The sequence below is a fragment of the Paramesorhizobium salinisoli genome (genome assembly GCF_003335045.1).
In the GTDB taxonomy this organism is placed as follows: Bacteria; Pseudomonadota; Alphaproteobacteria; order Rhizobiales; family Rhizobiaceae; genus Paramesorhizobium; species Paramesorhizobium salinisoli.
The window spans coordinates 530,412-544,023 of record NZ_QOZG01000002.1 but is presented as its reverse complement, the minus strand read 5'-3'; the positions used below and the strand labels follow the sequence as shown (position 1 = coordinate 544,023).

The following is a 13,612-nucleotide window of genomic DNA, read 5'->3' as shown; positions in this document are numbered from 1 at the left end:
TACCAGGAGTGAACTGCCATGGCCTATGAAAACATCATCGTCGAAACCCGTGGGCCGGTCGGCCTGATCAGGCTCAATCGCCCGCAGGCGCTCAATGCCCTCAACTCTGCCCTTCTTGGCGAACTGAATGACGCGCTTGGCGTATTCGATCTGGATGGCAGGATCGGCGCGATTGTCATCACAGGTTCGGAAAAAGCCTTTGCCGCCGGCGCGGATATCAAGGAGATGCAGTCGCTCGATTTCGTCGATGCCTATATGAAGGATTTCATCGGCGATTGGGAAAAGGTGCCCCGCATCCGCAAGCCGATCATCGCGGCGGTGGCCGGATACGCGCTGGGCGGTGGATGCGAGCTGGCCATGATGTGCGACTTCATCATTGCGGCGAAAACTGCCAAGTTCGGCCAGCCGGAAATCACGCTCGGCGTCATGCCGGGCATGGGTGGAACGCAGCGTCTCGCCCGCTTCATTGGCAAGGCCAAGGCGATGGATCTCTGCCTTACCGGGCGAATGATGGATGCCGACGAGGCGGAACGTTGCGGGCTGGTGGCGCGCGTGGTGCCGAGCCAGGAACTCATCGAGGAGGCGATCAACGCCGCTGCAAAGATTGCATCCTTCTCGCAGCCCGTCGTCATGATGACGAAGGAAACGGTCAACCGCGCCTATGAGACGACGCTGACGGAGGGGCTGCGTTTCGAGCGGCGGCTTTTCCATTCCATGTTTGCGCTGGAGGACCAGAAGGAAGGCATGGCGGCCTTCTCGGACAAACGGACGCCGTCTTTCAAGAACCGTTGAGGACGTCTTTTTCCACCTCGGGAGCCGGTGTGTGGGTGCGGTCGAGAATCCCTCAGGAATCGATTGACGCGGGGGAAAAGCTGATCTATAAGCCCCGCACGGTTTGGCGGCCCTCCGGGCTGCCCTGATAAATTTGTGCCCGGCGGCATAGGCCGGATAGCTGACAGAAAAAGAGAGGCATTCATGGCCAACACTCCTTCGGCCAAGAAAGCGGTGCGCAAGATTGCCGCCCGCACTGAAGTCAACAAGGCTCGTCGTTCGCGCGTGCGCACCTTTCTGCGCAAGTTCGAGGATGCGGTTGCCAGCGGCGATAAGACAGCGGCCCAGGCTGCTTTCAAGGTGGCGGAACCTGAAATGATGCGCGCCGCCAGCAAGGGCGTTGTTCACAAGAACACCGCTTCGCGCAAGATCTCCCGCCTTGCAAAGCGCCTCAAGACCCTGACCGCCTGATCGTTTTTCAGCGTGGATTTATCAAACCCGGCTTATCATTAGCCGGGTTTTTTGTTTTGGGGCCAAAGGCTTGCCCGATTTTAGCTTGATGCGAGCATTTATGGGTATCCATATAAAAGCAACAATTGTGCAAAAAAGCTTTTGCAGCGCGAAATACGACTTCGAAAATAATATAATATTTTCAACGGCTTGCGCATCTTTATCCACAGATATCCACAGGGCTGCGGGGAATCCGCGGAGCCTTCAAATGTCAAGCAAATTTTTAAAATTTTTTTCCAGCCCGCACCATCCGCCTAACGGCAAAACAGATCGTCCAAAAACGTATTGAATCCGAACACCTTATCTCATTTACCATTTTTGCTCGCAGGCCGGCGCTGTCCCTCGACAGGAGCAAACACTTAAAAAAGGGTTACGTTCGCACTTGCCCTCAACGCCTCGGGTTTTGTAATGTGCCTTATCGAGAGGGATGGGCCCACAGGTCCAGGATCAACCACAAAACAGCCATTCAGTTCGAACGCGGGTAAACCCTGCGAATGGGATTCTGTTGTCAAATGCGATGGTGTGAGGCGGGACGTACAGTCGTAAGTTGTGGCCATTTACCAATGATTAACCGGAACAAACGTTTACCCGGCAAACGAAAATTGAATGGTTGTTGAACGGCGGCGTAAAGGCAATCAGCAGTGAGCGGAAGGAGACTGAGTCGTTGGACTAGCCAGTCGGCTGGATGATGCGGATACCCAGGGCCAAGACCCAAAGGGCCAGGAAATGAGAAAGCGCTGAAAGCGGCGCGCCGGAAGTAGAGGCGAGGCAATAATGATATTGAGCAGCAAGGCGAACAAAGAGATGCGCGACGAGGCGTACAAGACCGCTATTCCGGCTATTCCGATTTCAGCTTCCGAGAGGGATATAATGGATTCGACCGCTAATTCCGGCGAAGCGGCATTTGAACGATTGACGAGCAAATTGAAGGCTCGCGTCGGCAGCGAGATCTATTCCAGCTGGTTCGGTCGCCTGAAGCTGGACGAGATATCCAAAAGCGTCGTTCGCCTGTCTGTTCCCACCGCCTTCCTGCGGTCTTGGATCACCAATCATTATTCCGAGCTCCTGACGCAGCTCTGGCAGGAAGAAAACGCCCAAATCCTGAAAGTGGAAGTCGTCGTGCGCAGCGTCAGCCGCGCTGTCCGCGCGCCGCTCATCGCGGTATCGGGCGAAGCCGTGGAAGCGCGTGCGCCGGTTCGTGAAAAGATCGCCTTCCCCGTCGGCCAGTCGAACGGCGAGAGGCGCATGCCGCTGGCGATGGCCGAGGGCAACGTGCAGAGCGCGGTGTTCGGTTCGCCGCTCGACCCGCGCTACACATTCGAAAGCTTCGTCGATGGAGCGTCCAATCGCGTCGTTCTCGCCGCGGCCCGTACAATTGCCGAGGCAGGTTCCAGCGCCGTCCGGTTCAACCCGCTGTTCATCCACGCTTCGGTAGGTCTGGGAAAGACCCATCTCCTGCAGGCGATCGCCGCAGCCGCGCTGAAGCGCCAGGAAAAGGCGCGCGTCGTCTATCTCACGGCGGAATATTTCATGTGGCGCTTCGCCACCGCTATCCGCGACAACAATGCGCTCTCCTTCAAGGAGCAATTGCGCGATATCGACCTGCTGATCATTGACGACATGCAGTTCCTGCAGGGCAAGTCGATCCAGCACGAATTCTGCCATCTCCTCAACACGCTCCTCGACAGCGCCAAGCAGGTCGTCGTCGCCGCGGACCGCGCCCCGTCCGAGCTGGAATCGCTCGATGTTCGGGTGCGCTCGCGGCTCCAGGGTGGCGTCGCGCTGGAAATTGCCCCGCCCGATTATGAAATGCGCCTCGAAATCCTCAAGCGCCGCCTTCTCGCAGCGCAGGTCGAGGATCATAGCCTCAGCATTCCCGATGAAATCCTCGCCCATGTGGCGCAGACTGTCACCGGCTCGGGCCGCGAACTGGAAGGCGCGTTCAACCAGTTGCTCTTCCGCCAGTCCTTCGAACCCAATATTTCCATAGACCGGGTCGACGAATTGCTCGGCCACCTCATGCGCGCCGGCGAGCCGAAGCGCATTCGCATCGAGGAAATCCAGCGCATCGTCGCGCGCCACTACAATGTCTCCAAGCAGGACCTTCTGTCCAACCGCCGCACGCGCACCATTGTGAAGCCCCGCCAGGTGGCGATGTATCTCGCCAAGATGCTGACGCCACGCTCCCTGCCGGAGATCGGCCGCCGTTTTGGCGGGCGCGATCACACCACGGTCCTGCACGCGGTCCGCAAGATCGAGGATCTGGTCGGCGCCGACCAGAAGCTGGCGCAGGAGCTGGAGCTCCTGAAGCGGCTCATCAACGACCAGGCGGCCTAGGGCAGCTCGAGGCTCCACGTCTTCCCGGGAATGGGTTATCAACAGAAAGCGAGTCTGGCTGAGAAGTGAGCATCTTAGCGGGCTTGCTTTTCAGCCTCCATATCTGCCACTTTACATCCCCTTGGGGCGAGTTCTCGCCCCGTCTCCGGCCCAGGCGGAGCCGATGTGCCCGTCTTGTCCGGTTCGAAGTCAGCGAGTCCGGTTTATCATGCGTGTCACTCTCGAACGTTCCAATCTCTTGAAGTCGCTCAATCACGTTCATCGCGTCGTCGAGCGGCGCAACACCATACCCATCTTGTCGAACGTGCTGCTCCAGGCCGATGGCGCGAGCCTTGAGCTGAAGGCGACCGATCTCGATCTGGAGATAACGGAAGCGACTGCGGCGATGATCGAGCAGGCCGGCGCCACCACCGTGCCCGCGCATCTGCTCTATGACATCGTGCGCAAGCTGCCCGATGGCGCCGAAGTGCTGCTCGCCACCAATCCGGATGGCAATTCGCTTGCCGTCGCGTCCGGCCGCTCGAATTTCCGGCTGCAATGCCTGCCGCAATCGGACTTCCCTGAGTTGACCGCCGGCTCCTTCACGCACACATTCCGGCTGGAGGCGAGCGCGCTGAAGCGGCTGATCGACCGCACGCAGTTCGCCATTTCCACCGAAGAGACCCGCTATTACCTGAACGGCATCTATCTGCATGCCATCGAGAACAATGGCACGCTGAAGCTGCGCGCCGTGGCAACCGACGGCCACCGCCTGGCGCGCGCCGAACTCGATGCTCCTGCCGGCTGCGAAGGCATGCCGGGTATTATCATCCCGCGCAAGACGGTTGCCGAGTTGCAGAAGCTGGTCGACAATCCCGATGTCGTCGTCACGGTCGAACTCTCTGAGGCCAAGATCCGCTTCACCATAGGTTCGGTAATCCTGACTTCAAAGCTGATCGACGGCACCTTCCCGGATTACCAGCGAGTTATTCCATCAGGTAATGACAAGAAGCTCACCATCGACAGGCAGAGCTTCGCCTCTGCCGTAGATCGCGTCTCGACCATTTCGAGTGAGCGCGGTCGGGCGGTCAAGCTTGCCATCGCCGATGGCCAACTGACGCTCACCGTCAACAATCCGGATTCCGGCAGCGCCACCGACGAATTGCCGGCCGATTATGATGCCGATCCGATCGAGATCGGCTTCAATTCGAAATATCTCCTCGATATTACCGGGCAGCTCTCCGGCAGCGATGCCATCTTCATGCTGGCCGATGCCGGATCGCCGACGCTGGTGCGCGATACCGGCGATGAGAATGCGCTGTACGTTCTGATGCCGATGCGCGTTTGACGGCGCGCGATATCGCGGTGACCGACACATCAGACGCGGATAGGAGACGCCCGGACCGAGTGGCAGTCCGGCGGCTGCGGCTTGCACATTTCCGCAACTATCCAAGCCTTTCGCTGGGGCTTTCGCATGGTCATGTGGTTTTGACCGGCGAAAACGGTTCGGGCAAGACCAATCTTCTCGAAGCCGTCTCCTTCCTTTCTCCCGGCCGGGGCCTGCGCCGCGCCACCTATCCCGACGTGACGATGAATGGTGCGCCGGACGGCTTTGCAATTCATGCGACGGTGGAAAGCGCCGGCTATGGCGAAGTCGAAATCGGCACGGGGCTTGCCGGCAATGCGTTCGGCGAGACGGCGCGCAAGGTCCGCGTCAATGGCGTTCAGGCGATTTCAAGCGACGCGCTTCTCGATTATTCCCGGATTATCTGGGTGGTGCCGGCCATGGATGGGCTGTTCACCGGGACGGCTGGCGACCGGCGACGTTTCCTCGACCGCATGGTGCTCGCCATCGACACCTCCCACGGCAAGCGCGTGCTCGATTACGAAAAGGCGATGCGCAGCCGCAATCGGCTCCTCTCCGAAGAACGCAACGATGCGAAATGGCTCGATGCGATCGAGGCGCAGATGGCGGAACTCGGCACGGCGATAGCCGCCGCGCGCGCCGAGATGATGCAATTGATCACAGCGATGATCGAACGCCTGCCGCAGGAGGGGCCATTTCCAAAATCGGAATGCTTCCTGGAAGGGGCGCTGGAGAAGCGCATCGCGATAGAGGCGGCCGTCGATCTCGAAGAGGATTTCCGCCGCGCCTTGCGTGACGGGCGGCCGCGCGACCGCGCCGCGGGCCGAACGCTCGACGGACCGCACAGGACCGACCTCATCGTCCATCACCGGCCGAAGGCCATGCCGGCGGCACTTTGTTCGACGGGCGAGCAGAAGGCGCTACTGATCGGGCTGATCCTCGCCCATGCGAGGCTGACTGGTGAATTGTCGGGCATGGCGCCGATCCTGCTCCTGGATGAGATCGCCGCCCATCTCGACGAGGGTCGCCGCGCCGCGCTTTTCGGCATCATCGACGATCTCGGTGGCCAGTCCTTCATGACCGGCACCGACCGGTCGCTGTTCGATGCGCTGGGCGACCGCGCGCAGTTCTTCAATGTCTCGGGCGGCATGCTTTCGCAAACGACGTGAAATCCGGCTGACTTTCGCGAGGCGGCGTCTTATTGTCCGGTCCCATGAGCCATTCCGCAAGTCATCATGATGAACCCATATTGTCCGGCCCCGAGCTGGAGCGCTATGCACGCCATATCGTGCTGCCGGAGATTGGCGGGCCGGGTCAGCAGAAGCTGAAGCGCGCCCGCGTGCTCGTCGTCGGAGCCGGCGGCCTTGGCGCACCTGTCCTGCATTATCTGGCGGCTGCCGGCGTCGGCACGCTAGGGATCGCCGACGACGACCAGGTTTCCCTTTCCAATCTGCAGCGCCAGGTGATCCACGATACCGCCAGTGTCGGCGAGCCGAAAACGCAGAGTGCTGCGCGCAGCCTCGAGCGCATCAATCCGCATGTGAGGGTCGAGACCCATGCCGTGCGGCTCGATGTAGCGAATGCCGAAGCGCTGATCGCCGGCTATGACGTGATCGCCGACGGCTCGGACAATTTCGAGACGCGCTATGCCGTGGCCGATGCGGCAGCGCGGGCCCGCCGGCCATTGGTGACCGCCGCGATCGGGCGCTTCGATGGATCGCTGACAGTGCTCAAGCCATTCGAGGCGGACGCCGACGGCAGGCCCAATCCCACCTATCGCGATCTCTTTCCCAGCCCCCCACCTCCCGGCATGGTGCCGTCCTGCGCCGAAGCAGGCGTGCTCGGTGTGCTGCCCGGCGTCCTCGGCACCTTGCAGGCGATGGAGATCATCAAGCTCATCACCGGCATCGGAAAGCCGCTCATTGGCCGGCTTCTGCTCTACGATGCGCTCGCCGCCCGTTTCGAGACCATCAGCTACCGCGCGCGCCCGAAGCCGTGAAGGAAAATCGTCCATGGCACTGGTGCTGACTGAGGAAGAGCGGGCCATCGCCTCCGGCAACTCCGGCGAAGGCGCGGCGATGGCGATGCGCATCGTTGCCGAGACCGCGCGGCTGATGGGTGCGCCGCGGCTCCTGCCCATTGCCTCGGCCCACATCGACGGCGCTCTCTATCATGGCGACAGCGGCACGCTCTTTGCCGAAAGGCTGGTGGACGGCGGCGCGAGGGTTCAGGTCCGCGCGACGCTCAATGTAGGCTCCCTCGACCTGACCGGCTGTTCGAAGAACCGCCTGGGCAAGCATGAGCGCGCCATGGCGCGGCGCATGATGGATGCCTATCGCAAGCTCGGATGCGAGCCGACCTGGACCTGCGCGCCCTATCAGGCGGGCCACCGCCCGGCCTTTGCCAGCGATGTGGCATGGGGCGAATCGAATGCCGTGGTATTCTGCAATTCAGTCCTTGGCGCGCGCACCAACCGCTATGGCGATTTTCTCGATATCGCCTGCGCCATCGCGGGCAGGGCGCCCGATTACGGCCTCCACCGGCCAGAAAACCGCCGCGCCCGGATCGTCTTCGACATTTCCGCCATCGATTCCGCCTTTCTCGCCTCCGAGGTGGCATGGCCCATCCTCGGCAACCTCTTTGGTCGCTCGGCCGGTGATGCCGTGGGTGTGGTTGCCGGCGCGGCGGTCCATCCGGACGAGGACGCGCTGAAGGCTTTCGGCGCAGCCTCCGCTTCTTCGGGTGCAGTCGGCCTTTTCCATGTGGCTGGCGTGACGCCGGAGGCGCCGGACCTTGCCGCCGCACTTCACGGGTGCGACCCCGAGGAGATCATCCATGTCACATCGGATATGCTGGCGGAGACGCGGCGTAGGCTCTCGACGGTGGCGGATGTTACCGCGATCGATGCCGTCGCCATCGGCAGCCCGCATCTCTCCATCGCCGAATTCGATAGGCTGGAGGCACTGATCGCCGGGCGCCAGCTCGCCGTGCCGCTCTATGCCTGCACCGGTCGTCACGCATTGAATGTCCTGGACGAGGCCGGGCGGAGGCGCAAGCTTGAGGATTGCGGTGTGGTCATCGTCGCCGATACCTGCGTCGTGGTTACGCCGATCCTGCCGGAAAAGCCCGATGCCGTGCTGATGACCAATTCGGGAAAATTTGCCCATTATGCGCCCGGCAATACCGGATATGGCGTCATCTACGGTTCGCTCGCCGAATGCGTGGAAAGCGCCGTCGCCGGGCGCCCTGTGTTCATGAAGGCCGTGGCATGACGACGCCGGTGACTGCGGCCGAGACAACCCTGCAAGCCGGCATTCTGGTGCCGGGGGAGGCGGTACGCGCCGATGCACTGGTGCTGACGGCGCCGATCAGCTTCTGGGGCGGGGTCAATCCGCAGACCGGATTGATCGCCGATGTGCGACATCCGCAGCACGGCGTTTCGATCAGCGGGCGGGTCCTTTGCCTGCCGGGTACGATCGGCTCCTCATCGGCCGCCGCCGTGCTCCTCGAACTGGTCTATGCCGGGCTGGCACCTGCGGCGCTCATCCTTCACGAGCCGGATGCCATCCTGCTGCTCGGCCTGATCGTGGCGCGTGAGCTGGGCCACACGGTCCCCCTCGCGCTGCAACTGGACAGGGTGGAGTTTCCCCGCTTTGCAGGACGAATGCTTTTCATCGACGCGGACGGGCATATCGCGGTTGAGGGCGATCCGGCCTAGAACCGCAACCGCTGTTCAATATTGCGTGGCGCGGTCCACGACATTGGTCAGCGGTTCGCCGCGTTCATAAGCCTCGATATGCTGAACGATGAGCGGCACGATTGCGCCGGGCGCGGAACTGGCCGCCGCATGTGGCGTCACCGTCACCTTCGGATGCGTCCAGAGCGGGCTGTCGGCCGGCAGCGGCTCCTTTTGGAAGACATCGAGCACCGCCGCTGACAGGAGCCCCCGGTCGAGAGCCGCCAGAATATCCGCCTCGTTTTGCAGGCCGCCGCGTCCGGCATTGATCAGCACCGGCGCGCCGAGTGGTCCCTCCTGCTTCAGCCGGGCGAACATAGACATGGAGAGAATGCCCTTCGTCTCCGGCGTCAGCGGCAGGAGGCAGACGATGATATCCGCGCCGGCAAGGAAATCGCCGAACCCCTCCTTGCCATGGAAGGTTTCGACGCCCTCCGTCTCGTGCGGCCGCCGGCTCCAGCCGGTAACGCGGAAGCCGAGCGCCAGAAGCTTCGCCGCCGCGTCGCGGCCGAGAACGCCGAGCCCCAGAATGCCAACCGTGACCTCGTTGGCTGCCGGCTGGCGGCGATCCTCATGCCAGATGCGGTTCTGCTGCTGCCGGCGGTAGCGAGGCCCAAGCCGATGGTGGTCGAGCACCTGCCAGACGACATATTCGCTCATCCGCATCGAAAGATCGTCCGAGACGATGCGGACGATCGGCACATCGGGGATATGCGGATCGTGGAAGATATGATCGACACCTGCGCCGAGCGAGAAGATCGCCTTGAGATTGGGCAGATTGGCAAGCGAACCCGGCTTCTGCTTCCAGACGAGCGCGTAGTGGATCGTTTCGTCACCGGGATGGTCGGGTTGAAGCACGATGGGACGCCCGGGCGCAGCCTTGGCGAACTCCGCGCGCCACATGTCCGGGTCCCAGTCGGTGATCGACAGCAGAATGCGTCCCTTGTCGTCGCCCTTGTTGCCCATATCCCTTCCCCCATCTCTCATTGGCCGACCACTCCTCCCTCCGCTGCTTCCATGCGGAAGGCCGCTGCCATCAGCGCCTTCGTATAATCCTCTTTCGGCCGGGCGAAGATTTCCGCCGCCGGACCGTATTCCACTGCCTTGCCGTTGCGCATGACGAGCACGTCATTGGCGAGCGCCCGAACGACCTTCAGATCATGGCTGATGAAGAGATAGGCGAGATCGTGCTTCTTCTGCAAGGCACGCAGGAGATCGACCACCTGCGCCTGCACGCTCATGTCGAGCGCCGAGGTCGGCTCGTCGAGCATCACGAAGCGCGGATTGAGCACCATCGCCCGGGCGATGGCAATGCGCTGGCGCTGACCGCCCGAAAACTCGTGCGGATAGCGGAAGCGTGTCTCCGGATCGAGATTGACCTCATTCAGCGCCGCTACCACGCGTGCATCGCGTTCATCCGCCGAGAGGCCGGGCTCGTGCACCTGCAATCCTTCGGCGATGATGTCTGCAATCGACATGCGCGGGCTGAGCGAGCCGAACGGATCCTGGAAGACGATCTGCAATTCGCGCCGGAGCGGCCGCATCTCCTTGAAACTGAACCGGTCGATCTCGCGTCCGGCAAAACGGATATCGCCTTTTGACGAGATCATGCGCGAAAGCGCCAGCCCGAGCGTCGTCTTGCCGGAGCCGGATTCGCCGACGACGCCGAGCGTCTGGCCGGCACGGATCGTGACATCTATGCCGTCTACTGCCTTCACATTATCGACGGTACGCCGCAGGAAACCCTTCTTGATCGGAAACCAGACCTTCACATCCCGGCCTTCCATGACGGACGGCGCGGCAAGATTGGCCGCCGGTGGCTCGCCCTTCGGCTCGGCCGCCAGCAGATGGCGGGTATATTCATGCTGCGGATTGTCGAAGATTTCCTTGGTCGGCCCGGTTTCGACGATCCGGCCCTTGGTCATCACGCAGACCCGGTCGGCGATCTTGCGCACGATGCCGAGGTCATGGGTGATGAACAGCATCGACATGTCCTGCGCCGTCTTCAAATCGGCGAGGAGTTGCAGGATCTGCGCCTGCACGGTGACGTCGAGGGCTGTCGTCGGCTCGTCGGCAATGAGCAGCGCCGGCTTGTTGGCGAGCGCCATGGCGATCATCACGCGCTGGCGCTGGCCGCCCGACAATTGATGCGGATAGGCGTTGAGCCGCTTCTCCGGCTCTCGGATGCCGACCTCGTTGAGAAGTTCCAGCGTGCGGGCCCGCGCTGCCTTGTCCCCCATCCCCTGATGGATTTTCAGGATCTCGCTGACCTGCCGCTCGATCGTGTGCAGCGGATTGAGCGAGGTCATCGGCTCCTGGAAGATCATGGCGATATCATTGCCGCGCACACGGCGCAGATCGCGGTCGTCATGGCCGAGCAGATTGTCGCCATTGAACAGGATCTCACCCGAGGGATGGGCCGCCGACGGGTAGGGCAGGAGCTTCAGGATCGAAAGTGCGGAAACCGATTTTCCGGAACCGGATTCGCCGACGAGCGCCACCGTCTCCCCCTTGGCGATATCGAAGGAGATATGGTCGACGGCAAGCGTCTCCCTTCCGCTCTGGGTGAAGATGACGGACAGATCGCGCACGGAAAGCAATGGCACGCCGCTCGTTTGCCCGCTCATTTGCCCACTCATTTGAAAGCCTTTCGCGGATCGAAGGCGTCGCGCGTCGCTTCGCCGATGAAGATCAGCAGCGACAGCATCAGCGAAATGACGATGAAACCAGTAAGGCCGAGCCATGGCGCCTGCAGATTATTCTTGCCCTGCGCCAGCAATTCGCCGAGCGAGGGAGAACCGGGCGGCAGGCCGAAGCCCAGGAAATCGAGCGAGGTCAGCGTCGTGATCGACCCATTGAGGATGAACGGCAAAAAGGTCAGGGTCGCCACCATGGCGTTCGGCAGAAGATGGCGCAGCATGATCGTTCCGTTCGGAACGCCGAGCGCCCGCGCGGCATTCACATATTCGAAATTGCGGGCGCGCAGGAACTCGGCCCGTACGACGCCGACGAAGGCGACCCAGGAGAAGAGCAGCATGATGCCGAGCAGGATCCAGAACCCCGGCGGCAGCACGGCGGCGACGATGAGGAGGAGATAGAGGACGGGGATCGCCGACCAGATCTCGATGAAGCGCTGGAACAGAAGATCGACCCAGCCGCCGAAATAGCCCTGCACCGCACCCGCTGTCACGCCGATGACCGCAGACGCCGCCGTCAGGATCAGGCCGAACAGGACGGAGATGCGGAAGCCGTAGAGCGCGCGGGCGAAGACGTCACGCGCCTGGTCGTCGGTTCCGAGCAGGTTCCAGTTGCCGAAGGTGCAGTTCTCGTCGTTCACCCCTTGCGGATAGCGCTGGCAGCGCTCTTCCTTGCTGTAGAGCCAAAATGGTTTCGAGGGGGCTGCCTCGGGGATTTCATTGTTCACCGTGCGGTAGGAATAGCGGATCGGCGGCCAGATCATCCAGCCATGGGCCTTGATCTCGTCGGAGATGACGGGATCGCGATAATCCGTGACAGCGTAGAACCCGCCGAATTTCTCCTCGGGGTAATCGACCAGCACCGGCATCAGAAGCTCGCCCTTGTAGGAGACGAGGATCGGCTTGTCATTGGCGATGAACTCGGCGAAGAGCGAGGCGATGAACAGGAAGAGGAACAGCCAAAGCGACCACCAGCCGCGCCGGTTCGTCCTGAAATTATACCAGCGCCGCTGATTGAGTGGTGAAAAACCCCATCGGCTGGTTGGACGACGCACGGGTGTGGCCAGAGTTTCGGCTTCGGCCTTTGCTGCGATTTCTCCCATCACACATCTCTCCGCTCGAAATCGATGCGCGGATCGATCCACGTATACAGGAGGTCCGAGAGAAGCCCGACGAACAAGCCGAGAAGCGAGAAAATGTAGAGATTGGCGAAGACCACGGGATAATCGCGATTGAGCACCGACTGATAGCCAAGGAGCCCGAGTCCGTCGAGGGAGAAGATGGTCTCGATGAGCAGCGAACCGGTGAAGAAGGCGGAGATAAAGGCGCCGGGAAAGCCGGCAACAACGATGAGCATGGCGTTGCGGAACACGTGGCGATAGAGCACCTGCCGCTCGGTCAGCCCCTTGGCCCGTGCCGTCGTCACATATTGCTTGCGGATTTCCTCAAGAAACGAGTTCTTGGTCAGGAGCGTCGTCGTGGCGAAGGCGGAGAGCACCAATGCGGCAACCGGCAGCGTAATGTGCCAGAGATAGTCGACGATCTTGCCCCAGAGCGAAAGCTGGTCGAAATCGGGTGAGGTCAGTCCGCGCAGGGGAAACCAGTCGAAGAAGGAACCGCCGGCGAACAATACGATCAGCAAGATGGCGAAGAGGAAGCTCGGGATGGCATAGCCGACTATGATGACGGCGCTGGTCCACACGTCGAATGGTGACCCGTCCTTGATCGCCTTGCGGATGCCGAGCGGGATCGAGATGGCGTAGGACAGGAGTGTCAGCCACAGGCCGAGCGAGATCGAGACCGGCATTTTTTCGAGGATGAGGTCCAGCACGCCGATATCGCGGAAATAGCTGCGGCCGAAATCGAAGCGCATATAGTTCCAAAGCATCAGGCCGAAGCGCTCCAGCGGCGGCTTGTCGAAGCCGAACTGCTTTTCGAGGCTGGCGATGAATTGCGGGTCGAGCCCCTGCGCGCCGCGATACCTCGAACTGGCGCCGCCTGTGTCTAGGCCTGTCCCCTGGCCCATGTCGCTGCTGCTGCCTGAGAGGCGGTCGAGCGCGTCGCCCCCTTGCCCGGAAAGTTGCGCGATCACCCGTTCGACAGGGCCGCCGGGCGCGAACTGGACCACGGCGAAGGAAATGGCCATGATGCCGAACATCGTCGGGATCATGAGGAGAAGGCGGCGCAGGATATAGGCGCCCATCAGGAACCCATTCC

Annotated in this window: 11 protein-coding genes and 1 pseudogene; 8 read left to right on the top strand and 4 right to left on the bottom strand. The window is 61.7% G+C overall.

What is annotated here, in order from left to right; genetic code table 11:
- Positions 1-18: 18 nt before the first annotated feature.
- From DUT91_RS06120 to DUT91_RS06085, 8 genes and pseudogenes are all read left to right on the top strand, one after another.
- Positions 19-792, top strand: coding sequence for an enoyl-CoA hydratase (locus DUT91_RS06120; RefSeq protein ID WP_114439460.1), 774 nt, complete (start codon positions 19-21; stop codon positions 790-792).
- Positions 793-975: 183 nt separating this feature from the next.
- On the top strand, positions 976-1,242 hold the full coding sequence (rpsT, locus tag DUT91_RS06115) for a 30S ribosomal protein S20 (RefSeq protein ID WP_114439459.1): 267 nt from the start codon (positions 976-978) through the stop codon (positions 1,240-1,242).
- A gap of 933 nt (positions 1,243-2,175) precedes the next feature.
- A pseudogene (gene dnaA, locus DUT91_RS06110) lies at positions 2,176-3,618 on the top strand (chromosomal replication initiator protein DnaA); the annotation flags it as partial.
- Positions 3,619-3,826: 208 nt separating this feature from the next.
- Positions 3,827-4,945, top strand: a complete 1,119-nt coding sequence (dnaN, locus tag DUT91_RS06105; protein ID WP_114439457.1) for a DNA polymerase III subunit beta — start codon at positions 3,827-3,829, stop codon at positions 4,943-4,945.
- 17 nt (positions 4,946-4,962) lie between these two features.
- A complete protein-coding gene (gene recF / locus DUT91_RS06100) occupies positions 4,963-6,132 on the top strand; it encodes a DNA replication/repair protein RecF (RefSeq protein ID WP_114439671.1) in 1,170 nt (389 codons plus the stop codon).
- Between the two features lie 44 nt (positions 6,133-6,176).
- Complete coding sequence (gene moeB, locus DUT91_RS06095) at positions 6,177-6,962, top strand: molybdopterin-synthase adenylyltransferase MoeB (RefSeq protein ID WP_114439670.1); 786 nt, start codon at positions 6,177-6,179, stop codon at positions 6,960-6,962.
- A gap of 13 nt (positions 6,963-6,975) precedes the next feature.
- Positions 6,976-8,235 (top strand): aconitase X, encoded by a 1,260-nt coding sequence (locus DUT91_RS06090; protein WP_114439456.1) that lies wholly within the window; start codon positions 6,976-6,978, stop codon positions 8,233-8,235.
- On the top strand, positions 8,232-8,681 hold the full coding sequence (locus DUT91_RS06085; protein ID WP_114439455.1) for an aconitase X swivel domain-containing protein: 450 nt from the start codon (positions 8,232-8,234) through the stop codon (positions 8,679-8,681). Before DUT91_RS06090 ends, DUT91_RS06085 begins: the two co-directional genes overlap by 4 nt.
- 15 nt (positions 8,682-8,696) lie before the next feature.
- Here the strand turns inward: DUT91_RS06085 and DUT91_RS06080 are convergent, their stop codons facing one another.
- From DUT91_RS06080 to DUT91_RS06065, 4 genes are read right to left on the bottom strand one after another with little or no spacing between them, the layout of a single operon-like run.
- On the bottom strand, positions 8,697-9,665 hold the full coding sequence (locus DUT91_RS06080; protein WP_114439454.1) for a 2-hydroxyacid dehydrogenase: 969 nt from the start codon (positions 9,663-9,665) through the stop codon (positions 8,697-8,699).
- A gap of 17 nt (positions 9,666-9,682) precedes the next feature.
- Entirely contained in the window at positions 9,683-11,338 is a 1,656-nt protein-coding gene (locus DUT91_RS06075; RefSeq protein ID WP_114439453.1) for an ABC transporter ATP-binding protein, read from the bottom strand.
- The gene (locus DUT91_RS06070; RefSeq protein WP_114439452.1) at positions 11,335-12,498 is read right to left on the bottom strand and encodes an ABC transporter permease; all 1,164 of its coding nucleotides are present in this window, start codon (positions 12,496-12,498) and stop codon (positions 11,335-11,337) included. Before DUT91_RS06070 ends, DUT91_RS06075 begins: the two co-directional genes overlap by 4 nt.
- Positions 12,498-13,598 carry a microcin C ABC transporter permease YejB gene (locus tag DUT91_RS06065; protein WP_114439451.1) on the bottom strand — a complete coding sequence of 367 codons (1,101 nt, stop codon included), beginning with the start codon at positions 13,596-13,598 and terminating at the stop codon, positions 12,498-12,500. The genes DUT91_RS06070 and DUT91_RS06065 overlap by 1 nt, the downstream gene beginning before the upstream one ends.
- Positions 13,599-13,612 lie beyond the last annotated feature (14 nt).